At 62.8% G+C, this 22,937-nt stretch carries 27 protein-coding genes; 14 read left to right on the top strand and 13 right to left on the bottom strand.

Features of this window, described 5'->3' with window-relative positions:
• Both ASG57_RS21715 and ASG57_RS38405 read left to right on the top strand, forming a co-directional pair.
• The gene (locus tag ASG57_RS21715; protein ID WP_057197395.1) at positions 1-1,353 is read left to right on the top strand and encodes an O-antigen ligase family protein; all 1,353 of its coding nucleotides are present in this window, start codon (positions 1-3) and stop codon (positions 1,351-1,353) included.
• Positions 1,354-1,457: 104 nt separating this feature from the next.
• On the top strand, positions 1,458-2,603 hold the full coding sequence (locus ASG57_RS38405) for a GNAT family N-acetyltransferase (RefSeq protein ID WP_024337487.1): 1,146 nt from the start codon (positions 1,458-1,460) through the stop codon (positions 2,601-2,603).
• Positions 2,604-2,649: 46 nt separating this feature from the next.
• Here ASG57_RS38405 and wrbA read toward each other — a convergent pair whose 3' ends face one another.
• Both wrbA and ASG57_RS21730 read right to left on the bottom strand, forming a co-directional pair.
• Positions 2,650-3,249, bottom strand: coding sequence for an NAD(P)H:quinone oxidoreductase (gene wrbA / locus ASG57_RS21725; RefSeq protein ID WP_024337488.1), 600 nt, complete (start codon positions 3,247-3,249; stop codon positions 2,650-2,652).
• A gap of 154 nt (positions 3,250-3,403) precedes the next feature.
• Entirely contained in the window at positions 3,404-4,102 is a 699-nt protein-coding gene (locus ASG57_RS21730) for a pirin family protein (protein WP_024337489.1), read from the bottom strand.
• A gap of 132 nt (positions 4,103-4,234) precedes the next feature.
• Here ASG57_RS21730 and ASG57_RS21735 point away from each other — a divergent pair, with 132 nt between their 5' ends.
• On the top strand, positions 4,235-5,170 hold the full coding sequence (locus ASG57_RS21735; protein ID WP_057197397.1) for a LysR family transcriptional regulator: 936 nt from the start codon (positions 4,235-4,237) through the stop codon (positions 5,168-5,170).
• Positions 5,171-5,210: 40 nt separating this feature from the next.
• Here the strand turns inward: ASG57_RS21735 and ASG57_RS21740 are convergent, their stop codons facing one another.
• Together ASG57_RS21740 and ASG57_RS37995 are read right to left on the bottom strand one after the other, a co-directional pair.
• Positions 5,211-5,468 carry a hypothetical protein gene (locus tag ASG57_RS21740; protein WP_024337491.1) on the bottom strand — a complete coding sequence of 86 codons (258 nt, stop codon included), beginning with the start codon at positions 5,466-5,468 and terminating at the stop codon, positions 5,211-5,213.
• A 148-nt stretch (positions 5,469-5,616) separates the two neighbouring features.
• Positions 5,617-5,766 carry a hypothetical protein gene (locus tag ASG57_RS37995; protein WP_156402767.1) on the bottom strand — a complete coding sequence of 50 codons (150 nt, stop codon included), beginning with the start codon at positions 5,764-5,766 and terminating at the stop codon, positions 5,617-5,619.
• Between the two features lie 479 nt (positions 5,767-6,245).
• On the opposite strand from ASG57_RS37995, the gene ASG57_RS21745 reads away from it, so the two are divergent.
• Positions 6,246-6,590 carry a hypothetical protein gene (locus tag ASG57_RS21745; RefSeq protein ID WP_057197491.1) on the top strand — a complete coding sequence of 115 codons (345 nt, stop codon included), beginning with the start codon at positions 6,246-6,248 and terminating at the stop codon, positions 6,588-6,590.
• A 6-nt stretch (positions 6,591-6,596) separates the two neighbouring features.
• Here ASG57_RS21745 and ASG57_RS21750 read toward each other — a convergent pair whose 3' ends face one another.
• From ASG57_RS21750 to ASG57_RS21765, 5 genes are all read right to left on the bottom strand, one after another.
• Positions 6,597-7,064 (bottom strand): YbaK/EbsC family protein, encoded by a 468-nt coding sequence (locus ASG57_RS21750; protein WP_024337493.1) that lies wholly within the window; start codon positions 7,062-7,064, stop codon positions 6,597-6,599.
• Positions 7,065-7,089: 25 nt separating this feature from the next.
• Positions 7,090-7,821, bottom strand: a complete 732-nt coding sequence (locus tag ASG57_RS21755) for a haloacid dehalogenase type II (protein ID WP_024337494.1) — start codon at positions 7,819-7,821, stop codon at positions 7,090-7,092.
• A 546-nt stretch (positions 7,822-8,367) separates the two neighbouring features.
• On the bottom strand, positions 8,368-8,658 hold the full coding sequence (locus ASG57_RS21760; protein WP_024337495.1) for a hypothetical protein: 291 nt from the start codon (positions 8,656-8,658) through the stop codon (positions 8,368-8,370).
• Between the two features lie 51 nt (positions 8,659-8,709).
• Positions 8,710-8,979, bottom strand: coding sequence for a DUF1488 family protein (locus ASG57_RS36260; protein WP_063997013.1), 270 nt, complete (start codon positions 8,977-8,979; stop codon positions 8,710-8,712).
• Positions 8,980-9,193: 214 nt separating this feature from the next.
• Positions 9,194-10,057, bottom strand: coding sequence for a transglutaminase family protein (locus tag ASG57_RS21765; RefSeq protein WP_057197399.1), 864 nt, complete (start codon positions 10,055-10,057; stop codon positions 9,194-9,196).
• Positions 10,058-10,328: 271 nt separating this feature from the next.
• On the opposite strand from ASG57_RS21765, the gene ASG57_RS21770 reads away from it, so the two are divergent.
• Positions 10,329-11,333: an alpha/beta fold hydrolase gene (locus tag ASG57_RS21770; RefSeq protein ID WP_057197401.1), complete on the top strand. Its 1,005-nt coding sequence runs from the start codon at positions 10,329-10,331 to the stop codon at positions 11,331-11,333.
• A gap of 129 nt (positions 11,334-11,462) precedes the next feature.
• Here ASG57_RS21770 and ASG57_RS21775 read toward each other — a convergent pair whose 3' ends face one another.
• On the bottom strand, positions 11,463-11,720 hold the full coding sequence (locus tag ASG57_RS21775; RefSeq protein WP_024337498.1) for a hypothetical protein: 258 nt from the start codon (positions 11,718-11,720) through the stop codon (positions 11,463-11,465).
• 415 nt (positions 11,721-12,135) lie between these two features.
• Here ASG57_RS21775 and ASG57_RS36960 point away from each other — a divergent pair, with 415 nt between their 5' ends.
• Positions 12,136-12,348 (top strand): DUF2934 domain-containing protein, encoded by a 213-nt coding sequence (locus ASG57_RS36960; protein ID WP_082529022.1) that lies wholly within the window; start codon positions 12,136-12,138, stop codon positions 12,346-12,348.
• A gap of 638 nt (positions 12,349-12,986) precedes the next feature.
• A complete protein-coding gene (locus ASG57_RS21780; protein WP_156402768.1) occupies positions 12,987-13,967 on the top strand; it encodes a sensor histidine kinase in 981 nt (326 codons plus the stop codon).
• 133 nt (positions 13,968-14,100) lie between these two features.
• On the opposite strand, the gene ASG57_RS21785 is transcribed toward ASG57_RS21780, so the two are convergent.
• Entirely contained in the window at positions 14,101-14,985 is an 885-nt protein-coding gene (locus ASG57_RS21785; protein ID WP_024337500.1) for an amidohydrolase family protein, read from the bottom strand.
• A 310-nt stretch (positions 14,986-15,295) separates the two neighbouring features.
• Between ASG57_RS21785 and ykgO the strand changes: the two genes are divergently transcribed.
• The 3 genes from ykgO to ASG57_RS21800 all read left to right on the top strand — a co-directional run bounded on the left by ykgO (position 15,296) and on the right by ASG57_RS21800 (position 16,562).
• Positions 15,296-15,421 (top strand): type B 50S ribosomal protein L36, encoded by a 126-nt coding sequence (ykgO, locus tag ASG57_RS21790; protein ID WP_006611362.1) that lies wholly within the window; start codon positions 15,296-15,298, stop codon positions 15,419-15,421.
• A 123-nt stretch (positions 15,422-15,544) separates the two neighbouring features.
• Positions 15,545-16,177, top strand: coding sequence for a tetratricopeptide repeat protein (locus ASG57_RS21795; protein ID WP_057197405.1), 633 nt, complete (start codon positions 15,545-15,547; stop codon positions 16,175-16,177).
• Between the two features lie 124 nt (positions 16,178-16,301).
• On the top strand, positions 16,302-16,562 hold the full coding sequence (locus ASG57_RS21800; protein WP_024337502.1) for a hypothetical protein: 261 nt from the start codon (positions 16,302-16,304) through the stop codon (positions 16,560-16,562).
• A gap of 93 nt (positions 16,563-16,655) precedes the next feature.
• Here the strand turns inward: ASG57_RS21800 and ASG57_RS21805 are convergent, their stop codons facing one another.
• On the bottom strand, positions 16,656-16,838 hold the full coding sequence (locus ASG57_RS21805) for a hypothetical protein (RefSeq protein WP_024337503.1): 183 nt from the start codon (positions 16,836-16,838) through the stop codon (positions 16,656-16,658).
• A gap of 325 nt (positions 16,839-17,163) precedes the next feature.
• Between ASG57_RS21805 and ASG57_RS21810 the strand changes: the two genes are divergently transcribed.
• Positions 17,164-18,120, top strand: a complete 957-nt coding sequence (locus tag ASG57_RS21810; protein WP_024337504.1) for an alpha/beta fold hydrolase — start codon at positions 17,164-17,166, stop codon at positions 18,118-18,120.
• A gap of 40 nt (positions 18,121-18,160) precedes the next feature.
• Here ASG57_RS21810 and cycA read toward each other — a convergent pair whose 3' ends face one another.
• Positions 18,161-18,556: a cytochrome c-550 CycA gene (cycA, locus tag ASG57_RS21815; RefSeq protein ID WP_024337505.1), complete on the bottom strand. Its 396-nt coding sequence runs from the start codon at positions 18,554-18,556 to the stop codon at positions 18,161-18,163.
• A gap of 274 nt (positions 18,557-18,830) precedes the next feature.
• On the opposite strand from cycA, the gene ASG57_RS21820 reads away from it, so the two are divergent.
• The 3 genes from ASG57_RS21820 to glcF are packed head-to-tail and all read left to right on the top strand — an operon-like array spanning position 18,831 to position 22,934.
• Complete coding sequence (locus tag ASG57_RS21820; protein ID WP_057197407.1) at positions 18,831-20,324, top strand: FAD-linked oxidase C-terminal domain-containing protein; 1,494 nt, start codon at positions 18,831-18,833, stop codon at positions 20,322-20,324.
• A 52-nt stretch (positions 20,325-20,376) separates the two neighbouring features.
• Positions 20,377-21,615 (top strand): FAD-binding protein, encoded by a 1,239-nt coding sequence (locus ASG57_RS21825; RefSeq protein ID WP_057197409.1) that lies wholly within the window; start codon positions 20,377-20,379, stop codon positions 21,613-21,615.
• Positions 21,612-22,934, top strand: a complete 1,323-nt coding sequence (gene glcF / locus ASG57_RS21830) for a glycolate oxidase subunit GlcF (RefSeq protein WP_057197411.1) — start codon at positions 21,612-21,614, stop codon at positions 22,932-22,934. The genes ASG57_RS21825 and glcF overlap by 4 nt, the downstream gene beginning before the upstream one ends.
• Positions 22,935-22,937: the final 3 nt, after the last annotated feature.

Consider the following 22,937-nt stretch of genomic DNA (forward strand, 5'->3'; position numbering starts at 1 on the left):
ATGGACCGCAGCGCCGCCGACATGACTGCCGCCCAGACTCGATCATCCGGCCATATGCTGCGTGAGGCGCTTGCAGGGCTCGATGCCGTGCAGGCCGCGCGCTGCCTTGTCGCCGCCGCAGCTCTGCTGCTGGTGCTGGTGACGCTCGATCCGTTTCCGGACCTGCGCAATCCAGACGTCACCACCATCGTCGGCGGACGAATGGCTCTGACCTATGTCTCCTGGGGCCTCCTGGCCGGGGTCGCGGTCCTGCTTGTCGCCGCCACCGACGCGCCCGCGCTGAAGACCCTGGCGACACCGCTTCATCTCTGCCTCCTGGGCTGGCTGGTGATCAACATCGTCTTCTCCGAGAGCCGCGGCGTCTCGATGCAGCGGTTCGTGCTCGCGGCCAGCGTGACGTCGATCGCCGTCCTGTTGCCATTGCTGCCGCCGACGCAGCGCAGTTTCAATCTTTGTCTGGGTGCTACAGCGTTGGTGCTGCTCGCGCTCTGCTATCTCGGCGTCCTCCTCGCGCCGCAATATTCGATGCATACCGCGCTCGACGTCACCGAGCCGCAGCTTGCCGGCGACTGGCGGGGCAGTTTTGGCCACAAGAACGTCGCCTCGCCCGTGATGACCATCCTGGTCTATGTCGGCATTTATTTGTCCGCCGTGGGCTCATTCGTGATGGGACCGGCGATCGCCGCTCTGGCCGGCATCTTCCTGATCTTCACCGGCGGAAAGACGTCGTCGGTGCTGTGCCTTGCGATCTACGTTCTCGCCTCCCTGGTCTATGTCACGCCAAGCCTTTGGATGAAGCGGATCATCTGCTTCGTGCCTCTGGTCGCGATGAACCTGTTGACCGTCGGCAGCGCCCTCAGCCCGGCACTCGCGGCGATGACGCGGCTGCTTCCGCTCGATCCCACCTTCACCGGCCGCTCCGCGATCTGGGAGTTCGCTCTGGCAGCCGTCGCCGAGAAGCCGATCATCGGTCACGGCTATGCGGCATTCTGGGACGACGTGACTTCGCGGCAGACCGCTCAGGGTGCAGAATGGGCAACGTCCGCAGCGCACAGCCACAACAGCTACCTCGACCTCGCGGTCACGATTGGTCTGCCCGGGCTGATGCTCGTGATCCTGGTCTTCGTGCTCGCCCCGCTCGGTAACTTCCAGACGGCCCAGGCGCACAGCCGCAGTGGTGCGCTGGCCAAGTTGTTCCTGACCGTGTGGTTGTTCGGCCTGTACTATGGGGCTACCGAGACCTTCCTGCTCGACCGGCAGAATCCCGTCTGGTTCTTGTTCGCTCTTGCCGTCGCTGGCCTGCACTTTCTGGCGAGGTTCCAATGTGTCGAGCAGGCGGAAATGGAGCGCTGAGACACGGTTGGTGTCACACGCTTAACGATATGCAGCGACGCTGCTTGTGGTCTGCCACGAAACATAATCTATGCGGACACACTCAGCAGTCGCATGTCGCGTGGATGACGTTCCCTAGTATCGAGCAGTCAGAAGGCCGGATCTCCAGCGCGTCCGGGGTCGCGGTCGATTTCATGCGTGACTGGCGGCAGGCCGCATCGCGCCTGAACGCCGGGCACCGCACCGCGTTCCAGCATGGCGACTGGCTCGGTGCGTGGTACGAAGCGTTCCAGGATGTAGCCCCGCTGATCGCGGTGATCTCCGATGTCGCCACCGGCAAGGACATCGCGATCCTGCCGATGATCAGCCATGTCAGGCGCGGCATTCGCATTGTCGAATTCGCGGACCTCGGCGTCTCCGACAACAACGCACCGATCCTGGCGTGCGATGCCGCCTTGGATGCAGGGGCGACGGATGCGATCAACGCGGCGCTGATCGATGCGTTGCGCGCGCTGCCTGACCGTCTCGATCTGCTCCGCATGAGGAAGATGCCGGCCTGGATCGAGGGCGAGCCGAACCCGTTCGTGGCGCTCGGCCGGCTCGGATCCTCCTCGCTCAACGGCAATCTCGTGCTGATGGGCGATGACTACGGCGCCTACCAGGCTTCGATCAAGCGCATGCAAATGCCGCGTTGCTGGCGCGTCTTCAGCCGGCACGAGGGCGCGCGGTTCGAGATCGCCACGGATGTCGCGCGCGCGCATGAATTGCTGGACGTAATGGATGGGCAGCAGCAGGCGCGCATGCAGAAGCTCGGCTCGCGCTTCGTCCTCAACGACGAGTCCCATGCGCGGTTCTATCGCGAGGTGGCGCGCCGGGGCCTTGCGGAAGGCTATGCCGTCGTCTCGGCGCTGGTCTGCGACGCAGGTGTCATCGGCACATCGTTCGGCGTCAGGCAAGGCGCGACCTATTATCTGCTGCGCATCAGTCACGCCGGCGATCCCTGGTCGAGCTGCTCGCCCGGCCTGCTCGTCATCGAGCGCACCATGGCGGCGCTGCATGCAAGGGGCGTTCGTCGCTTCGATCTCAGCATCGGCAACCAGGACTACAAGCGACGCTTCGGTGCCGAACGGGTGCCGCTGACCGATGTCAGCGTCGCGCTGTCCTGGCGCGGTCTGCCCTACGCATGGCGCGATCATGGCGCGCAAGGCCTGCGCCGTCATCCCAGGCTTGCCGCCCTCGCGGCGCGGGCGATGGGCAAGGGAAAGCGCTGAAGCGGCATTCCCGAACGGGAATGCCGCGATCGTCAGCCGTGCAGCCTCACCCATGCAGCTTCTTGGCCGTCTCCGCGATCTGGCGGCCCTGATAGCGTGCGCCGGCCAGCTCGTTGGCGCTGGGCTGGCGGCTGCCGTCGCCGCCGGTGATCGTGGTGGCGCCGTAGGGCGCGCCGCCCGTGACCTCGTCGAGCTTCATCTGGCCGGCGAAGCCGTAGTTCATGCCGACCACGACCATACCGAAATGCAGGAGGTTGGTGATGATCGAGAACAGCGTGGTCTCCTGGCCGCCGTGCTGCGTGGCGGTCGAGGTGAAGGCGCCGCCGACCTTGCCGTGCAGCGAGCCCTTGGCCCAGAGCCCGCCCGCCTGGTCGAGGAAGTTCGCCATTTGCGAGGCCATGCGGCCGAAGCGGGTGCCGGTGCCGACGATGATCGCGTCATAGCTGGCGAGGTCCTCGATCTTGGCGATCGGCGCGGCCTGGTCGAGCTTGTAGTGGGACGCTTTGGCGACGTCGGCCGGCACCAGTTCGGGTACGCGCTTGATGTCGACAATGGCGCCGGCCTCCCGCGCGCCCTCGGCGACGGCGTTGGCCATCGCTTCGATGTGGCCGTAGGCGGAGTAATAGAGGACGAGTACTTTGGTCATGGTGGTCTCCGTTGGGGTGACGATGCGAGTTGCTGTATGTTGGCGTCATTGCCGGGCTTGATCCGGCAATCCATCAAGTTTGGAAAAGCTCCTTGCGAAAGGGTTGGATGCCCGGCTCGAGGCTGGGCATGACGGGTTGGGGTGCAGGTAAAGCTTACGCCGCGTCGACGAGCACGAGCTCGGAATCTTCCAGGGCCGTGATCTTCAGCCTGGCTTCGTCGCGGATCGCGGCGCCGTCGCGGGCATTGACGCGCACACCGTTGATCTCGACCGCGCCCAGCGCCGGAACCAGATAGAGATGCCGCGAGGTCTGCGGCTCGTACTCCGCGCTTTCGCCTGCCCTCAGCGTGGTCGCGAGCACGCGAGCGTCTGCGCGGATCGGCAGCGCGTCGGTATCGTCCGCAAAGCCGCTGGCGATGGTGACGAGCTTGCCGGAGCGATCCGCCTTCGGAAACGGCTTCGAGCCCCAGGTCGGCTGTCCCCCGCGCTCGGTCGGCTCGATCCAGATCTGGAAGATCCGTGTCCTGGTCGGCTCGAGATTGTACTCGGAGTGACGGATGCCGCTGCCGGCGCTCATCACCTGCACGTCGCCGGCTTCAGTCCGGCCCTCGTTGCCGAGGCTGTCCTGATGCGTGATCGCGCCCTCGCGCACATAGGTGATGATCTCCATGTTGGCGTGGGGATGAGCGGGAAAGCCGGTGTTCGGCGCGATCTCGTCGTCATTCCAAACCCGCAGTGCCCCGTGGCCCATATTGTTCGGGTCGTAGTGGCTCGCGAAGGAGAAATGATGCTTGGCCTTGAGCCAGCCGTGGTCGGCGCCGCCGAGCTTTGCGAAGGGTCTGAGTTCGATCATCTGCGTGGGTCCTAGGTGAACGAATGAGCAGTTCGACTGCGATTGACCCCTTGGATAAGCTCTCGCTCATGGTGTAGAAATAGAAACTATTGAAACGCATTGTTTCCAAAAATATCCAGACTGGATCTGCCCATGGCCAAACTCCCGGATTTCGAGGCGCTCGCGATTTTCGCCAAGGTCGTGGAATTGCGTTCCTTTGCGGGTGCTGCGAGCGAGCTCGCGATGTCCAAGGCGACGGTATCCAAGGCGGTGACCCGGTTGGAGGAGCGGCTCGGCGCTCGTCTGTTCAACCGCACCTCGCGCCGGCTCGCGCTGACTGATGCCGGCCATAAGCTGGCCGAACGCGCGACGCGCCTGTTGGCCGACGGCGAGGCTGCCGAGAACGAGGCGCTCGCGCAATCGATCGCACCACGCGGCCTGGTGCGGCTCGCGGTGCCGATGACGTTCGGCATCAAGGCCGTGGCGCCGCTGCTGCCGGAGTTCTTTGCGACCTATCCGGAAGTCTCGGTCGATCTGCATCTGAGCGATGCGACCGTCGATCTGATCGGGGAGGGCTTTGACATGGCGGTGCGGATCGCGCGGCTGCCGGACTCCTCGCTGATCGCGCGGCGGCTCTTCACCATGCCCCGTTACACCGTCGCCGCGCCGTCCTATCTCAAGCGCCACGGACGGCCGACGCATCCGATGCATCTCGCCGAGCACAAGTGCTTCAGCTATGCCTATCTGTCGACGCCCAATGTCTGGCACTACACCAATTCGGCCGGTGAGCAGGCCAGCGTGCGTCCGGGTGGCCAGCTTCGCGTCAACAATGGCGAAGCCGTGATGCCGGCGCTCATCGCAGGGCTCGGCATCGCCGAGCTGCCTGAATTCATCGTCGGCGAGGCCATTTCCTCCGGCGAGGTCGAAGTCATCCTGAAGGACTGGAAGCAGGCCGAAGGCGCCGTGCACCTGGTGACGCCTCCCGGCGGCCCGCGTCCCGCTCGCGTCGAGGCGCTCGGCGATTTCCTCGCGGCGAATCTGCCGGGCATGTGCAAGCGGCGGACGCGCGGAAAGGCGAAGACGGCATAGAGTGGGCCGCTTCCGCGGGCGCCCGCAATGAGGTGTTGGGCTAAGCCACTTTCTCGCCGTCGATCGCGACAATGCGCAGGCTCGGCTTCAGCGTCTGCTCCAGTTGCGACTTCAGCTCGTGAACGCGCGGATCGCTCGAACGCTTCGCGCAAACCGCATATTGATGGACGGACTGCGCCAGCGCGCGCCGCGCCTCCGGCGTTTGCGTCAATTCGGGCTTCGCGAGCCGCAGAATGATCGCGGCAAGGTTGACCAGCATCTCGTCCAAGGCGACGTCAACGGTTGCGAGTTTTCCCATGGCGCACTCCCTGGGAAGGGCAACGGTCGCCTCAGCCATGCGTTCCCGGCTCGGCCGAACGTGGTTAACGCCTGGTAAACATCGTGTTCGTGCCGATCGCGCGCGTGGTGGTCGATGCCCGGCAAAATGCAAAGTGAACAGGGCAGATTCAAGATTCGCTGCGAACGCCGCCAGCGCCGGCCTCGGCATCAGCTGCAGCGGCATGAGCGAGCGGCGCCAGCGCGGTTGTGACGAGCAGCCTGTTGTGCAGGATGCCGACAACGCCGGTCCGTGCGTGGGCTGGCCTTGTAGTCGGCATCGCTGATTCCCTCATTGCACTCCCGCAAGTGCTGGCGAGAATGCGGCGATCGTTTCTTGGCGTCAGGCGAAACGGGCTGTGGTCGAAGGCGCAGGGCGCCGGTTTGCGCCGGAGCTGTTGCGATGAGGCCACGGATGGCCGCGCGGGGAAGCGGCCTGGTGTCGTGACAAATGGATCGAAGCGAAATCCGCATGGCTTTGCGCGCCACCTTCGCCCTCGGGCTTCAACGACGTTCCTGTTTTCCGTCGAACCCCTTCGCCGGCGCTTTGGAGTGACGCCTGCGGACGCGAGATGGCGCAGACGGAAACGGGCCGCCGCTGATAAACGTCCTGCCCCTCAGGCGATTTGCGTCCGGTTTGCGCCCCAAGGAAGCCGACGCCGGCGAGTTCCGATTGCGTCTTCACGTTTATTTGTTGAGCCAGAACCTTTGCCCGCTTCATTGATTAGGCAGGCTTCACATGATCGGGAAGGATTGCAGGATGCGAACGGAGCTGGCCTTGCTGGGTGTGGTGCTTGCTATCGGGGGCATCGGAGCGCAGAGCGCTGCGTCCGCGCAGGAATATCGCGGCACGATGGAACAGCAGATGGCCTGCACACCGGACGTGTGGCGGCTGTGCAGCGATCAGATCCCGGACGTGAACCGCATCGTCGCGTGCCTGCAGCAGAACACGCCGCAGCTCTCCAGCGGCTGCCGTGGCGTGTTCCAGTCCAACAATCAGGTGCAGCCGCAGCAGCCGACGCCGCGCAATCGCGTCACGCCCCCGCCACGCTACAATGCTGCGCCTCCGCCCACTCAATCGCAGCCTTACGATGAGGATGAATAACTTCCTCTAGGGTCTATGCTCGCAGACATCGACCCATTCAGCCGCGGTCAGCTCCGCCATCCGCTCCGGCGTGATGCGCACCGCGCTGTGGGTCGAGCCTGCGGCCGGCACCACGACGTCGAACGCCTTCAGGGAGACGTCGCAATAGACCGGCAGCGGCGACTTCAGTCCGAACGGGCAGACGCCGCCGACCTCGTGGCCGGTGATGTCGGCGACCTCCTCCAGCCCCAGCATCTTCGGCTTGCCGCCGAACTGCGCCTTGACCTTCTTGTTGTCCATGCGCGAGGTGCCGCTGGCGACGATCAGGATCACGCGCTCGCCGATGCGCAACGACAGCGTCTTGGCGATGCGGCCGGGCTCGACGCCATAAGCTTCGGCCGCCAGTGCCACCGTCGCGGAGCTGATCGGGGATTCGATGACTGAGATGTCGGGGGCATTCTCGGCGAAAAAAGCGCGAACGGATTCCAGGCTCATTCCAATCTCATGGGCGCGACGACACTTAGGCGATTCTCGGCAGTTCGGAGAGCGAGCGGATCCGATGGTCCGGCGCAAAGCCGAGCTCGTCCATCTGGGTGCGGATCGCCTTGAACATCGTCAGCGGTGCCACGGCTTCGTTCTCGACGCAAGCCAGCGCCATGGCTTCGGGCGTCACCCGATCGATCCAGGCGACGTTCAATCCGAACGATTTCGCTCCGGCGGCGTCCCAGGGATTGGAAGAGACGAACAGGACCTCGTTCGGCGCGGTGCCGAGCACCTCGCCGATCAGCTCATAGGCTTGCGGGCTCGGCTTGAAGATCTTCTTCGCGTCGACGCTGATGGTCGCATCGAGCAGAGCCTCCAGGCCCGAATTGCGCACGAGCGCATCGAGCATGTCCGGGCTGCCGTTGGAGAGGATGGCGAGCTTGCGCGGTCTCAGGGCCGCAAGCGTTGCAGTCGCATCCGGATAGAGATCAAGGTGCAGATATTTCTCGATCACGCGCTCGAACACCTCGCTCTCGTAGGCCAAGCCGAGCACACGCAGCGTATAGGCAAGCGAGTCGCGGGTGATGGCAGCAAAGTCCAGATAGCGCCGCATCAGAGAGCGCAGCCAGGTGTATTCGAGCTGCTTGATGCGCCAGACCTGGGTGATGATCTCGCCATAGCCCGGAAACGCATCCTCGGTGATCTCAGCGACCGACTGGATGTCGTAGAGCGTCCCGTAGGCGTCGAAGACGACGGCTTTCAAGCTCATCGGCTGTCCTTCCGTGTGGTTGTCGTTACAAGCTCGGCAGCTTACCAAAGAAAAGCGGAAGCTTGTGACTGCAAGTACGGTCGGCGGCTTGTGACCGAAACGGACGTAGGCTGTGACAATGCGAACCACGTTTCAAGCAGGTAGGAACGACTCCGCGAGCGAAAGGATTGAAAGGTCGGTCTGTGCCGTGATCTAGACACGGCATCCACCCGGGACGACCCGTCGTCAGACGCGCGTTTGGCGACGGGCCGGTTCTCGTTCCCCCCCGCAGCCCGCACCGAGCGGGTTCCTGACCTTCAAAAGAACTTTGTGACGATCGAGGACTATGAGAGGGTTGTTGAGGCGTCGGGCTTCGATGACAGCCATTTGCACTTGGCCAGGAACCCTCCCTCCTTTTGAGCGCTTTCGCTAGGGATGCGCTTCTATTTCTCTCAACCCGGGGACCTGCCGGTAGGGGTGGAGTGACTCGGCCCTGAGAGAAGCAGCCAAGAGAGCCCTCCATTTTGCATCTCGATATGGAAGCACATCATATTGGGAGCGCATCGCTCATGGGATCGGCGCTTCCGGCCGCACGTTGAGCCTTGCGAGCTCACGGCGCTCGGCATCGGACAATTGCCAATCCTCGCATTGAGTGAAGAGCTGTTCGAAAACGTCGTGTAGCTTGCTCCGGGCGACCTTTACCATCTCCGTGTCGTCAAATTCGCGAGAGTTGAGGAAGATCGGCAAGGTAAAACTGGTTTGATCGCGCTCAAATCGAAACGTTAGACCCATATCCTCACCTCGCTCATTCGGCGAGATCATCTCAATGCGTGCGAGTGTGATCTTGAAGTTGCTCATTCATTCAACCTGCGGAAGCATGGGCCGAAAGCAAATCGGGTTTATTGTTCATCAGGCCCCTTTTGAGAATTGGTTGGCGACAAGATCATAAGAGCCCCTGCTGCCGCGCACATAAACCTTTGCGGCTGTGGCGCAGATCACGCCCCGATTGCGGTCAAATGCATTCAGGAAATCAGCTTCGTGACAGGCACCCGGCTGAAGTCGTTTCAAGGCGTCTTCCTCAATGAAGAATGATGCCTCAATCGCGCTGTCTGATCCCCAGAAATGCACCGCACGTCTCGTCCGGTCATACGAGCGGCTTTGATTTGGAAACTCGATCATACGGCGGTCCAATTCAGGTTAGCAGGCGTCTCGTCGTGCGATGTTCGAAGAAGGTAGCTGCCCGTCTGCCGTCACCACATGCTCTCAAGAGACTGGCTAAGCCGGCGCTTGATGCGGTGCAAGGCAATCGGAAATTGATTGATCCGCCGCGATGAGCAGCTCTCAGCTACTCCAATACAATCGGCTTGCGACGAAGAAGTTGCTCGGTCGCGAGCTATGAGGTGACCAGAACCTCCACTGACATGCCGGCGAAGGCATGGGTGCTGCCGATGTAGCTGCCGGATACAGGGGCAATCTGGCGGATGTCGCGAGCTACCGCGATGGGAACCAAGTTGAAGCCGCCTAAGCTGCGGTTTGTTGGGTCAAAGGTGATCCAGCCCGCTCCCGGTACGAAGATCTCGGCCCACGCATGCGTTGACCCTGCTCCGCCGGAGCCCGCACTTTGCTGGCTCGGGCTGTACAGATAGCCGGAAACGATCCTCGCTCCGAAACCCAGTACGCGGGCCGCTTCGGTGAACAACACCGCCAGATCCCGGCATGAACCCCAGCCACGGCTCAAGGTCTCCAGCGGCGTTTGGGTGCCTTCCTCGTCACGGCTCTGATATCGGACAGCTTCCGAAGTCCCAACGCTTAGGTCCTTGAGCAGCGCCAATGTGTCGGTCTGGCTTCCGCGAACAAACATTCGTGCCCAGTTTCGCAACGTTCCTTCGGGGTCCGCGAACTGCGGACTGGCCAAGGCGCCAAGATCGGCCCAATCATGATCGGAATAGAAGAAGGGGTAGGATGTTGCAGAGACGGCGATGTCGAAAATCGGCCACTCGACCGAAGCGAGCTGAAGCTTGGCAACGCTGGAGATCACCAGAGTGCTCGCCTTCGTGGCAAACGTTGCCGTCGTGACTGTATTCCCGAACACATCGCTGGCCCAGCTCAGGACCGCATCGGGCGACGCCGAGATCCGGCTGGACAGCAGCCGAACATCTCGGCTTTCGCGCGGGCGAAGCATAAGGCGATGAGGAAGAAGGCCTACCGGCTCGTCGAAGCGATAGGTCGTCGTATGCTGAATGTCCAGGGTGATCAACGGCAACTCCCGCCGGCAGCCGCGCTGGCTCCAAGTCGGCCTACTCCGAAGATGCGAACCGCCGGGAACGACGCTGATAGCTGCTATATATGGCTGCGAGGAAGAAGCGCCAGAGAGCCGCCTTCAACTAGTCGGCGCTGGTTCCGAGCGATCGACTGCTTGCAGTCACGTCTGCCTTGACCGAGGAACGAAGCGGCGGCCCGTCCGTTCATTTCACCTGCAACATTTCTCAATGCCTGAGGCATCGTGCAGACCCGGAGAGGTGGTGCCAATGACTGTCCCGCATGTTCGTTTTCCAAGAATCCTGTCCAAGTGTCTCGTCGCATTCCAGCGTCACCCTGCGCTTGCCACCGTTGCTGGCGCGGCCACTCTCATGGCGGGCGCCGCGCTCATCAACCGGAAGTTTGCGAAGAAGGCGCAACGCGACAATCCTCCACAAGGGCGATTCATCGAGGTCAACGGCGTCCGGCTGCACTATGTTGAACGCGGCAACGGTCGGCCTCTCGTTCTCTTCCACGGGAACGGGAGCATGATTCAGGATTTCCAATCGAGTGGCTTGATCGATCGCGCGGCTGAAACCTACCGGGTGATCGTGTTCGACCGGCCCGGCTTCGGACATAGCCTCCGGCCCCGCAACGTCGTCTGGACCCCGGAAGCGCAAGCGGATCTGTTCAAGGTTGCACTTGATCAGTTGAATGTCGACCGCGCGATCGTGCTCGGGCATTCGTGGGGAGCGTCTGTCGCGGTAGCGCTCGCGATCCGGCACCCGTCCTCGGTCGAAGCCTTGGTGCTTGCGTCGGGCTACTATTTCCCCACCGCTCGGAGCGATTCAGCGACCTCCCTGTTGCCTGCGACGCCGGGACTAGGGGACATCATCAGCTACACCGCCTCGCCGCTCCTCGGTCGCCTGATGTGGCCTGCGATGTTGAAGAAGCTGTTCGGCCCGCAGCCGGCTCCTGGGAAGTTTGCCGGTTTTCCCAGAGACATGGCACTGCGACCGGGGCAGATGCGTGCCGGCGCCGCAGAAGCAGCCTTGATGGTCCCCGGTGCGTTCTCGGCTGAAAAGACCTACAGCGAACTTGGGATGCCTACGATCATCATTGCGGGTGAAGGGGATCGCTTGATTGACATCAATGAGCAATCGGCCAAGCTTCATGGAGAGGTCAAGCAAAGTAAACTGCACCGCATCGCCGGAGTGGGTCATATGATTCACCAGTCTGCAATGCCAGACGTCATGGCGGCCATCGACGAAGCTGCTGCACAGACGGTGCATTAGGCAGATTGGACTCGCGCTCGCGCAGGTCCCTGGCATTGTTCTCGATCTCGGCCAGCGCACGGCGAAGATCTGTTGCCTACTGCGCCGCCTTGCAGCGGTGCTTGTCGAACTCGACGGGGATGTCGGTCATCAGCGGTTCACGTCGGTGCGCTGAGCGTCCGCGAGGTCGACCGAACTGATCGCGCGTATCTCCGTCGCGCCCTGCACGTCTTTGGACGGCACCGTGATCATGGTGGCGACACGGCGCCAAGCCGCGAACGAAAGTCCATCGATCATCTCCTCGTCGGTGACGACCTCATAGCGGCCTGCCGGCAACTCGCGCGCAATGCCGCGGATGTGGAACGGATGCTTGAATGTGACGGTTTCCCGCCGCGAACGGATGGTCATGCGCGCCTGCCTTCTTGTGAGAGCGTCCCCGACCGGCACCGGCGATCAGGACCTTGGGCTTTGTGCGTGGCAATAGCCAGCACTATCGAGCCATCGGGGCGCGCGGCGTTTAGTCCTCGCTATTGGCGTGATGCAAGCGTAGGGTCGTATCCACCACCGTATCTTCCGCTACGGCTTCGACCGGTGACTGAGAGTCACGTGCGCTCTCGCCGAGAACCGGTCATTGAAGCACGACCACGTCGTGCTCGCGCAGGAGCGTGCGATTTGGCATTGTTGGACCTCGGAATGGATCGTTCCGCCAATCGTGGTTCCCGTGTTCCTGCTGCTTCTCGTTGTGCAGCGGCACTCTTCCATAGCTAGCGCGACACGTTCTTATCGCGTGACCTCGTAGCCGAACACTCAAAGGGATGAATGCATGTCCGACCAAGGCGTTACAAGTCTCGGAGACGGAGGAGAGGATGGCACCGCTCTTGAAGGACGGATCCGTGAGCGGGCCCACCATCTTTGGGAATTGGAGGGCCGACAGGAAGGAAGGGACGAAGAATATTGGCATCGGGCTGAGGAGCAATTGCAATCCGATGCGCAGGCGGCATATCCGCCATCTGCGTCCCGGGGGCACAGGACCTGATAGGGAAGTCCGTTGCGGGAATGTCCACAATTGCCCATCAGCGAAGTTGAGCAATGCTTGACTGAGGTGCGCTCATCGCGGGAGCGCGCGCGTCGCCCGCGCTACCGGCCTAAGTTGACTTAGAAGTGGCCCGATTTCGTTCCCGTATCTGGAGCCGTCTGTCCGCCGCAGCGGCATACTTGAGAATGCCCAGACACTTCCTCCACGTCCACAAGGTGCCCAAGCCATGACGGGGGATTGCCGGATGACAAGGCGGCATGGCGGGCGGCGACGACCTTTCGCAGGCGCTCCGTTCAGGACGTCGTTGGCAAGTCCCGGCCGGACGAAGAATGGAGCCTCGGGGTGAGGACGAAGCCCGCAAACTGCTTCATCAGCATTGAGTCGTGAAAGTAAGCCGCCCTTTGGCTTATTCTCAAAGCGGTCACCCGGCTACATCGGAACCGCCCGTCAGTGCAGGGGACGAGTTGCGGTTGCAGCGTCACTACGGCTGCTTTGCTGTGGAATTCTGTATCTATCTTGAGGGAACCAGCGCCTAGTGAATCCATCACCGGCACATCATGGCGCCTTCACTTCGGATGAGGACGCGCCTTACCTGAATCAGCGGGAAAACTAAACCAATGTCTCCTCGAGACGTGAGCATGCCCGTATGGCACGAAAAGCACCTCCGGGCCGCGACGCGCGCCGCCGGCGTCGCATTGTGGTCTTGGAACGTCGACACTGACGCGATCACGATGGACGAGGCCGCATATGATCTTTGGGATGTTTCGAAGGAAGAACGGACAATTACCTTCGAAATACTGTCCAGGAATATTCATCCTGCCGATCTCGAAAGGGTCAGGTCGGCCTTTTCGGCAACGCGAGCGGTAGTGGGCGCTTATGAGATCGATTTTCGTATCTTATCTGGAGGCGATGTTCGCTGGATCTCCGCCCGGGGCCAAGGGGACGATGCTGACATCGCAGAACGAGTTATGTTCGGTATCTTCCTTGATGTCACCCAACGCAAGCAGGCCGAGGAAGCAAATGAACTGCTGGCGGGGGAGATGAGCCATCGGGTGAAGAATCTTTTGACGATTGCGACGGCCCTTACCCAAATCACATCCCGCTCGGCCGAAACAAAAGAAGAGATGGCACAGGAACTGACCAGTCGCCTGATCGCCCTAGGCCGTGCTCAAGACCTCATTCGTCGAATACCCGGTCAGAAGACCGGGGCCACGCTTCTCGGCGATCTCATCTCTGTCCTGCTCGCACCGTACGATGAGAAGGGAGCTAGTGTTCGTATTCGCGTTTCGGTCCCCAAGATGACCGTGGGAGAGAGCTCGAGCACGGCACTAGCCCTCGTGATCCACGAACTGGCGACAAACTCTGCGAAATACGGCGCATTGTCTGTTTCGAGTGGCACCTTGGACGTTTCTTGCAACGCCCATGAAGACGAAGTTGTGGTCATGTGGACCGAACGCGGCGGCCCTCCGGTGGTCGCGCCAACAAAGCTGCACGGCTTCGGAAGCAAGATGGTGCACCGGAGCATGGCTTCACAGCTCGGCGGCACCATAGCTTTCGAGTGGTCAGACGAGGGTGTGGTTGTCGCCTTGCGAATGAGCAAACACAGTCTCGCCGATTGAACCGCTGCAATCCTGCGCCCGCTTATTACAGCCGGTGCCTGGCCGCGGGCGAATTGGAATAGTGAGCCACGCTTCAGGCCGACGTCGAGCCCAAGCGCAAAGCAAACAGGTTCAACCCAAACTCATGCCGCCACTAGATCCCCAACAGCTTGCGCGCGTTGGCCTTCAGCACCTTCGGCCGGATCTCGTCGCGGATGTCGATCTTGGCGAAGTCCGACAGCCAGCGGTCCGGCGTGATCACCGGCCAGTCCGAGCCGAACAGCATCTTGTCCTGCAGAATCGAGTTGATGTAGCGCACCAGGATCGGCGGAAAATACTTTGGCGACCAGCCGGAGAGGTCGATGTAGACGTTCGGCTTGTGGGTCGCGACCGACAGCGCCTCTTCCTGCCAGGGGAAGGAGGGGTGTGCGAGGATGATCTTGAGATCGGGGAAGTCGGCCGCGACGTCGTCCATGTACATGGGGTTGGAATATTTCAGCCGCATGCCCATGCCGCCCGGCATGCCGGAGCCGACGCCGGTCTGGCCGGTGTGGAACAGCGCGATCGCGCCGCCATTGTTGATCTCTTCATAGAGTGGATAGGCCATGCGGTCGTTGGCATAGAAGCCCTGCATGGTCGGGTGGAATTTGAAGCCGCGCACGCCGTATTCCTCGATCAGCTTGCGCGCCTCGCGCGCGCCCAGCTTTCCCTTGTGCGGGTCGATCGAGACGAAGGGGATGAGGACGTCCAGATGCTCGGAGGCGATCTCCAGCATCTCCTCGTTCTTGTAGCGGCGGAAACCGGTCTCGCGCTCGGCATCGACAGGGAAGATCACGGCGGCGATGTTCTTCGAGCGGTAGTAGGCCGCGGTCTCCGGCACCGTCGGCGGATGCTTGTGCGGCGACTTGAAATACTCCGCCATCTGCGCCTGGAAATCGTCGTAGCCGTCGTCGGGATGCGTGCCGCAGGGCTCCTCGGCATGGGTGTGGATGTCGATGGCGACGACATCGTCGATGTTTGGCAGCTTCAGCTTCGGCATGGGTGTCCTCCCGACGTGTTGCCGAATTGATTATAGTATATAACGAATTTGGCAAGGCGTCGCGGGAGGCCTTTGAAGTCATTGCCAGAAAGTCCGGCCGATCCGGCCGCTTCTACAGTGCATGGGGTTGTTTTCACGGATTGCCGGTCCGGCGCGGCCAGTTAACATTGACATCACCTCCCGCCATGCCTTAAGAACCGCCCCGTCCCGGGCGGTCGGTCCGCCGGCGGGAAAGATCCCATTTTGCCACATTCGCGCGTGCCGAAACGGTAGTGCCGAAAACGGCCTTTCGAACGTTCAGGATTCTGCCATGAAGGTCCGTAACTCGCTGAAATCACTGCGCGGTCGCCATCGCGCCAACCGCCTGGTCCGCCGCAAGGGCCGGGTCTATGTGATCAACAAGGTGCAGCGCCGCTTCAAGGCTCGCCAGGGCTGATCCGCCCTAAGGCTGATCTTGCCCTGCCGGGCGCCGTCAGGCGCTCCGCAAGACTACGCTCTCACACGAGTTTGACGCCGCCCTTGCTTGGCAAGGGCGGCTTTGCGCGTTTAGACTTTCACGATGACAATCAGATTCCCCTTCGTCCGCGCGCTGTGTCTGGCCCTTGTGCTGGGAACCGCCGGCGTGGCTCCAGCCCTGGCGCAGCAGGTTGAGCCGCCCGGCAAACAGAAGAAGCTCCCGGAAGCGCCTGCCAAGCTGCCCAAGGTCGATCGCAGCAAGAATCTCGACTTCCTGTTCGGCGCGTTGAAGGCGGCCCCCGACGAGACCAGCGCCAAGCACGTCGAGGCGCGGATCTGGGCGGTCTGGCTGCAGACACCGAGCGACACTGCGGCGCTTCTGATGGCGCGGGCCAAGACCGCGGTCGACGCGAAGAAGATCGAGGTTGCGATCAAGCTCTTGGATTCGGTCATCAAGCTCAGGCCGGATTACATCGAGGCATGGAACCGGCGTGCGACGCTCTATTACATGCAGAACGACTATGGCCGCTCTCTTTCGGACATCCAGCAAGTGCTGATCCGGGAGCCGCGCCATTTCGGCGCGCTCGCTGGTCTCGGCATGATCATGCAGGAGGTCGGCAACGAGAAGCGCGCACTTGATGCCTATCGCAAGGCGCTCGCCGTCAATCCCCACCTCGAAAAGATACCCGATCAGGTCAAGGCGCTGACCGAGAAGGTCGAGGGCCGCGACATCTAGCCTACAACTCGATCATTTCTTGAGCGATTGCAGCCGTCGCCGATTAACCACGATCGCAGCCGTCGCGCAGCGGGGCTGTTGCGCGGCGCTTTGCAGGCCTACGTCCACGGCAGGAGCGAAAGCCATGAAACGTTTGATGGTCGCAGCTGTCTTGCTGCTCGGGTCGGGAACGGTGAGCTTCGCCGACGGACTGTTCTGGGTGGTCGGCAACCGCGCCACCGGAAAATGCAATATCGTGACCAGCAATCCGGTCATCGCCGGCGACATCTTCTTCGGCGACGGTCCCTACAAGTCAAGGGCGGATGCCAAGCTTGCCCGCTCGACGATCCGCGTCTGTCCCGCAGTCACGCCCGAGGACGAAAAGGAGGAAGACGGGACGAACTAGCCCGCGCGCCGAGCATGATCCGGAAACGTGTGCGGCGGTCTCTTTCGACGAGATCACGCTCAAGAGAGAGCCTGAAGTGCGATCGATCGCACTTCAATGCAGGACGTTGCCGCCGCGCTCGACAAGGCCGCGATCGGCCGCTGCGGCGTAAGCCCTTGCAAGCTCGGTCTCGAGATGCTCGTTGATCAGGAGCAGCGCCCGCACCGCACCGCGCAGGTCGCCATTGCAACTCGCGACGATTTCGTCGATCGCAGTGTCGCTTGATCTGAAGCTCATTGAGGTTCTCCGGTTCAACCAGGACAAATCCTGCCGGTCTTTCCCGCATCTCTGAGGTTGCGAGGCGGATCGGCGCCCATCCGCGCGTAGATGGCGGAACCGACCGTGGCGATTATATGGACGCCGCGATGACGACTGCATGAAGCTATCCCGGGCCGGCGCGCGCGTTGGGAGAGCCGCTGATTTCGTTGAGTTTTTTCGTTTTGAATTATGCACATATCCACAGCCCCGGCATTTACAGTGGAAGCGAAAAAGGCCGGCGGCGAAACTGCCGTCCGATCGCTCTCGTAACTGCCCTGTGCCCAGGATCACCCGGATTCGCTCGATGATCGTGATGTCAGCCGTGACGGCGCTGGTTCTGCTGGCCCTGGTCACGCAGGTGGGAATCGTCGCCGTGCAACGCGCCTTTCCGCCGCAGGGCCGGATGATCGAAGTCGACGGCGCGACGCTGCACGTCGTCGATCTCGGCCCGCGTGAGGCCGGCCTGCCGGTCGTGATGCTGCACGGCGCGAGTTCCAATCTCGAAGCGATGCGGCGGCCGCTCGGCGATATCCTCGCGGAGGACCGGCGCGTTGTTCTGATCGACCGCCCCGGCCATGGCTGGAGCTCGCGGGCGCGCCGGCAGGATTCGACACCGCAGATCCAGGCGCGGATGATCGACGAGGCGCTTCATAAGCTCGGGATCGATCGCGCGGTCTTCGTGGTGCATTCCTGGAGCGGTGCTCTCGGCGCGCGGATCGCGCTCGATCATCCGCACCGCGTTGCCGGTCTTGTGATGCTCGCGCCCGTCACTCATCCCTGGCGCGGCGGCGTCGGCCGCTACAACGAGATCATCGCAACGCCCGTGATCGGTCCGCTGCTCGCCTACACCATCACGCTGCCGCTCGGCTATGTTCTCGCTGAATCCGGCGCGCGCAATGTCTTCCTGCCGCAAACCATGCCGGATGGCTTCGTCAAGGACTCCGCGACGCCGCTGCTGCTGCGCCCCCGCGAATTCATCGCCAACGCCCATGATCTGGTGACGCTGAAGGAGGCCGTCGCCGCGCAAGTCGCGCGCTATGGCGAGATTTCCGCGCCGGTGACGATCATCGCCGGCGAGCCCGACAAGACGGTATCGACCAACATCCATGCGCGCCCGTTCGCGGCCATGGTGCCGAATGCGAAGCTGATCGTACGTCCCGGTCTCGGCCACATGGTGCAGAACGCCGTGCCGGATCTTGTGAAGGCGGAGATCGAGACCATGATCGGCAAGATCGTTCCGGCGCAGGCGGCCGCCGACTGAACCCGTTATCAAGCGATGTCAGCGGCCGCGTTTTGCGCGCTTACTGCTTGATCTTCCCGTCCTTGTCGTACTGGGCGATGAAGGCCCAGAGATTGGCGATCTCGGTCTCGTTCTTGATGCCGGCGAACGCCATCTTTGTGCCGGGGATCTTGGCCTTGGGGTCCTTGATGTATTCCTTGAACGTCGCCTCGTCCCAGGTGATGCCGGAATTCTTGTTCGCGTCCGTGTAGTTGTAGCCCTCAACGGTGCCCGACTTGCGGCCCTTGAGGCCATTGAGCTCGGGGCCGACCTTGTTCTTGGCGCCTTCGCCGATCGCGTGGCAGGCCAGGCACTTGTTGAACGATGTCTTGCCGGCCGCGACATCCTGCGCCATCGCGGCGGGAGCGGTGGCAATCGCGGTGAGGATCGTCAGTGCGCCAAAAGTCAGTTTTGTCATCGGGTGCTCTTCGTCTCTTCCCTGGTGGCTCTGGTCAGTCTCTTGCCTGATCGACAATCGCCGACCTGCCGCTTTTGGCAGGCCTGCTCGGCTTGGACAAGCCACCAAACCATGACAGGTTTCACGATTTCCTACTTGTCCCAGAGCGAACTCGCGGAACATCGTCGCTGCGACTTTCGGATGGCCTACCCAAACGGGCGCGGACGTGATTGATTTGTCGCGACAAATCGATCGTACGGCGTCAGCCGGAACGATATGCCATGAAGGACTTGATATGGCCATCATGATGCCTGCCAGCGACCAGGCCGTGCTCGCGCGGCGCGCGGAAATCATTGCTGCGTTGCGTGCGATCGTGCCCGGGGAAGGCGTGATCGACAGTGCTGCCGAGATGCGGGCCTACGAGTCCGACGGGCTGACCGCCTACCGGCAGCCGCCGATGGTCGTGGTGCTGCCGGATACGACGGAGCAGGTCTCGCTCGTCCTGAAATATTGTGCAGAGCAGAGCATCAAGGTGGTGCCGCGCGGCTCCGGCACCTCGCTCTCGGGCGGCGCGCTGCCGCTCGAGGACGGCGTGCTGTTGGGGCTTGGCAAGTTCAAGCGCATCCGCGAGATCGATTTCGACAACCGCGTCGTCGTCACCGAGCCCGGCGTCACCAATCTGGCGATCAGCCAAGCCGTCGCTCATGCCGGCTTCTATTATGCGCCCGATCCGTCCTCCCAGATCGCCTGCTCGATCGGCGGCAATGTCGCGGAGAATTCCGGCGGCGTGCATTGCCTGAAATACGGCATGACCACCAACAACGTGCTGGGCTGCGAGATTGTGCTGATGAGCGGCGAGATCCTGCGCATCGGCGGCAAGTCGGCCGAGAACCCCGGCTACGACCTGATGGGTGTCATCACGGGCTCCGAAGGTCTGCTCGGCGTCATCACAGAGATCACGGTGCGCATCCTGCAGAAGCCCGAGACGGCACGCGCATTGATGGTCGGCTTCGCCGAGGTCGAGGCCGCCGGCGAATGCGTGGCGCGCATCATCGGCGCCGGCATCATTCCGGGCGGCATGGAAATGATGGACAAGCCGGCGATCCACGCCGCGGAGGCCTTCGTGCATGCCGGCTATCCGCTCGACGTCGAAGCGCTCCTCATCATTGAACTCGACGGCCCCAAGATCGAGGTCGACGAGCTGATCGCGCGCGTCGAGGCCATCGCCAATGCGTGCGGCTCCACCACCTGCCGGATTTCGACGTCGGAGGCCGAACGCAACCTGTTCTGGGCGGGCCGCAAGGCCGCATTCCCGGCCGTGGGCCGCATCTCGCCCGATTATCTCTGCATGGACGGCACGATTCCCCGCGGCGCGCTGCCCAAGGCGCTGGCGCGCATCCGCGAGCTCTCGGAAAAATACCAGCTCGGCTGCGCCAACGTGTTCCACGCCGGCGACGGCAATCTGCACCCTCTCATCCTCTACGACGCCAACAAGCCCGGCGAGATCGAGCGCGCTGAAGCCTTCGGCGCCGACATCCTGCGCGCCTGCGTCGAGTTCGGCGGCGTGCTCACGGGCGAACACGGCGTCGGCATCGAGAAACGCGACCTCATGCCCGACATGTTCAGCGAGATCGACCTAAACCAGCAGCAGCGGCTGAAATGCGCCTTCGACTCACAGGGCCTGCTCAATCCCGGAAAGGTGTTCCCGACCCTGCACCGCTGCGCCGAGCTCGGTCGCATGCATGTGCACGCGGGCAAGCTGGCGTTCCCGGACATTCCGCGGTTCTAGTCTGCGCTGAACGAATTGCTTTCCCTCGCAAACTTCGCTACCGGCTTTTCCCGTGGATACGCTCAGAGTCAGAGACGCCAAAGACGTTGAAGAGGTGGTACGCGCGGCGATTGCGAACGAGCAGCCGCTCGAGATCATAGGCCATGGCAGTAAGCGCAGCATCGGCCACGCGATGGCGACCAATGCCGTGCTCGACGTCTCGGCCTTGAATGCCGTCACGTCCTACGAGCCAAATGAGCTGATCGTCACGCTCCAAGCCGGTGCGCCGCTGGGCGACGTGCAGTCGCTGATCGATGCCAAGAACCAGCAATTCGCCTTTGAGCCGATGAACACCGCTCCGCTGCTCGGCACGCCCATGTCAGGCACTATCGGCGGCATGATCGCGGCCGGGCTTGCCGGTCCACGGCGGATCAGGGCCGGGGGCGCGCGCGATCACCTGCTCGGGGCGCACGCCGTCTCCGGCTTTGGCGACAGCTTCAAGACTGGCGGCAAGGTGGTGAAGAACGTCACCGGCTACGACCTCTGCAAGCTTCTCGCCGGTTCCTGGGGCACGCTGTCGGTGATGACGGAGGTTACGCTCAAGGTGATGCCGAAGCCGGAAGCCGAGCGGACGCTGCTGCTGCGTGGGATGGATGATGCCGCCGCCAACAAGGCCATGACCGTGGCGCTGGGCTCGCCCTTCGACGTCTCCGGTGCCGCGCATCTGCCGAAATCGGAACTCCGGGCCAAGGTCGAGGGGCTAGGCGACGTCGCGGGTGAGGGCGAGCCGCTGACCGTGCTGCGGCTCGAAGGGATCATGGCGTCTGTCGCGCACCGCGCCGGATCGCTGCGCGAACTGCTGGTGTCGTTCGGGACCGCGACCCTGGTCGAGGATGGCGCATCTGCGGCGCTGTGGACCACGATCCGCGATGTGCTGCCGTTCGCGGCGACCGGCGCGCTCGGCGCCTGGCCGGTGTGGCGGATCGTCTGCCCGCCGGCCTCGGGCGCGGCACTCGGCACCCAACTGGCCCGCGAGACGGGGGGCGATTTGATCTACGATTGGGGCGGCGGGCTGATCTGGGCGGCATTGCCGCCGAAGTCGGATGCCCATGCCCCGGTCGTGCGCGCACGCGTGAGTGCGGCCGGAGGACATGCCACGCTGATCCGGGCGGAAGAGGAGGTCAGGCGCGACGTCGATGTATTTCATCCGCAAGAGCCGGGCATCGCCGCGCTGAGCGAGAGGGTGCGCGCCAGCTTCGATCCGAAGGCCATTCTCAACCGGGGACGCTTGAGCCGGGGCGCTACGGCATGAAGACCGAATTCTCACTGGCGCAGCTCGCCGACCCCGAGATCGCGGAAGCCGACAAGATCCTGCGTGCTTGCGTCCATTGCGGCTTCTGCACCGCGACCTGTCCGACCTATGTGTTGCTCGGGGACGAGCTCGATAGCCCCCGCGGCCGCATCTACCTGATCAAGGAGATGCTGGAAAAGGACCAGGCGCCGACGGCCGAGGTGGTCAAGCACATCGACCGCTGCCTGTCGTGCCTTGCCTGCATGACGACCTGCCCCTCGGGCGTGAACTACATGCATCTCGTCGACCAGGCCAGGGTCCGCATCGAGCAGCGCTATCAGCGGCCCTTGACCGAGCGGCTGCTGCGCCGCGTGCTGGCCTTCGTGCTCCCGGATCCGCAGCGCTTCCGCCTCAGCATGTGGCTGGCGCGGCTCGCCCGTCCGCTGGGCGTCTTGTTGCCGACGCCCCGGCCTTCGGCCACACCCGGATTGATCCACCGCATCAAGGCGATGCTGGCGCTGGCGCCGAATCGGCTGCCACCGGCAGGGCCTGCTGCAGGCAGCGTGTTCGCAGCGCTCGGCAAGAAGCGCGGACGTGTGGCGCTGCTCCAGGGTTGCGCCCAGCAGGTGCTGGCGCCGCGCATCAATCAGGCCGCCATCAATCTGCTGACGCGCCACGGCATCGAGGTTGTCCTTGTCAGGGACGAGCAGTGCTGCGGCGCGCTGACCCATCACCTCGGCGACGACCAGGATGCCTTGGCGCGAGCTCGCGCCAATGTCGCGGCATGGCGGAAGGAAGCGGCCGGCGAGGGGCTCGATGCCATCCTCGTGACGACCTCAGGCTGCGGCACGGTCATCAAGGATTATGGCTATCTCCTGCGCGAGGAGGCCGCCTTCGCGGCCGATGCGGCCAAGGTGTCGTCGCTCGCCAAGGACATCACCGAATACGTCGCCGGCCTCGAACTCTCGACCGCCGCGCGGCAGGAGAACATCGTCGTCGCTTATCACTCGGCGTGTTCGTTGCAGCACGGGCAGAAAATCACGAGCCTTCCGAAAGAATTGCTTTCCAAGAATGGATTCGTGGTGAAAGATGTGCCGGAGAGCCATTTGTGTTGCGGTTCGGCGGGGACCTACAACATTCTCCAGCCTGAGCTTGCGGGTCGGTTGCGCGATCGCAAGGTCGCCAACATCGTGAGCGTCAAGCCGGATATGATTGCCGCGGGCAATATCGGCTGCATGGTGCAGATTGCCAGTGGCACGTCAGTTCCGGTCGTACACACGATTGAGCTTCTCGATTGGGCTACGGGCGGGTCGCGGCCGGCACTGAACGCGCAGGTTTGAGCT

It is taken from the genome of Bradyrhizobium sp. Leaf396 (assembly GCF_001424605.1).
GTDB lineage: Bacteria > Pseudomonadota > Alphaproteobacteria > Rhizobiales > Xanthobacteraceae > Bradyrhizobium > Bradyrhizobium japonicum_C.

Coding starts and splice junctions, on each gene's coding strand:
- ASG57_RS21800 (WP_024337502.1), top strand. CDS start 16,302: ATGAAACGTTTGATGGTCGCAGCTGTCTTGCTGCTCGGGTCGGGAACG.
- ASG57_RS21805 (WP_024337503.1), bottom strand. CDS start 16,838: ATGAGCTTCAGATCAAGCGACACTGCGATCGACGAAATCGTCGCGAGT.
- ASG57_RS21760 (WP_024337495.1), bottom strand. CDS start 8,658: ATGAGCAACTTCAAGATCACACTCGCACGCATTGAGATGATCTCGCCG.
- ASG57_RS21785 (WP_024337500.1), bottom strand. CDS start 14,985: ATGCCGAAGCTGAAGCTGCCAAACATCGACGATGTCGTCGCCATCGAC.
- ASG57_RS21820 (WP_057197407.1), top strand. CDS start 18,831: ATGGCCATCATGATGCCTGCCAGCGACCAGGCCGTGCTCGCGCGGCGC.
- ASG57_RS21795 (WP_057197405.1), top strand. CDS start 15,545: ATGACAATCAGATTCCCCTTCGTCCGCGCGCTGTGTCTGGCCCTTGTG.
- wrbA (WP_024337488.1), bottom strand. CDS start 3,249: ATGACCAAAGTACTCGTCCTCTATTACTCCGCCTACGGCCACATCGAA.
- ASG57_RS36960 (WP_082529022.1), top strand. CDS start 12,136: ATGTCCGACCAAGGCGTTACAAGTCTCGGAGACGGAGGAGAGGATGGC.
- ASG57_RS21755 (WP_024337494.1), bottom strand. CDS start 7,821: ATGAGCTTGAAAGCCGTCGTCTTCGACGCCTACGGGACGCTCTACGAC.
- ASG57_RS36260 (WP_063997013.1), bottom strand. CDS start 8,979: ATGATCGAGTTTCCAAATCAAAGCCGCTCGTATGACCGGACGAGACGT.
- ASG57_RS21735 (WP_057197397.1), top strand. CDS start 4,235: ATGGCCAAACTCCCGGATTTCGAGGCGCTCGCGATTTTCGCCAAGGTC.
- ASG57_RS21750 (WP_024337493.1), bottom strand. CDS start 7,064: ATGAGCCTGGAATCCGTTCGCGCTTTTTTCGCCGAGAATGCCCCCGAC.
- ASG57_RS21780 (WP_156402768.1), top strand. CDS start 12,987: ATGCCCGTATGGCACGAAAAGCACCTCCGGGCCGCGACGCGCGCCGCC.
- ASG57_RS21715 (WP_057197395.1), top strand. CDS start 1: ATGGACCGCAGCGCCGCCGACATGACTGCCGCCCAGACTCGATCATCC.
- cycA (WP_024337505.1), bottom strand. CDS start 18,556: ATGACAAAACTGACTTTTGGCGCACTGACGATCCTCACCGCGATTGCC.
- glcF (WP_057197411.1), top strand. CDS start 21,612: ATGAAGACCGAATTCTCACTGGCGCAGCTCGCCGACCCCGAGATCGCG.
- ASG57_RS21740 (WP_024337491.1), bottom strand. CDS start 5,468: ATGGGAAAACTCGCAACCGTTGACGTCGCCTTGGACGAGATGCTGGTC.
- ykgO (WP_006611362.1), top strand. CDS start 15,296: ATGAAGGTCCGTAACTCGCTGAAATCACTGCGCGGTCGCCATCGCGCC.
- ASG57_RS21810 (WP_024337504.1), top strand. CDS start 17,164: ATGATCGTGATGTCAGCCGTGACGGCGCTGGTTCTGCTGGCCCTGGTC.
- ASG57_RS21775 (WP_024337498.1), bottom strand. CDS start 11,720: ATGACCATCCGTTCGCGGCGGGAAACCGTCACATTCAAGCATCCGTTC.
- ASG57_RS21745 (WP_057197491.1), top strand. CDS start 6,246: ATGCGAACGGAGCTGGCCTTGCTGGGTGTGGTGCTTGCTATCGGGGGC.
- ASG57_RS37995 (WP_156402767.1), bottom strand. CDS start 5,766: ATGCCGACTACAAGGCCAGCCCACGCACGGACCGGCGTTGTCGGCATC.
- ASG57_RS38405 (WP_024337487.1), top strand. CDS start 1,458: ATGACGTTCCCTAGTATCGAGCAGTCAGAAGGCCGGATCTCCAGCGCG.
- ASG57_RS21770 (WP_057197401.1), top strand. CDS start 10,329: ATGACTGTCCCGCATGTTCGTTTTCCAAGAATCCTGTCCAAGTGTCTC.
- ASG57_RS21730 (WP_024337489.1), bottom strand. CDS start 4,102: ATGATCGAACTCAGACCCTTCGCAAAGCTCGGCGGCGCCGACCACGGC.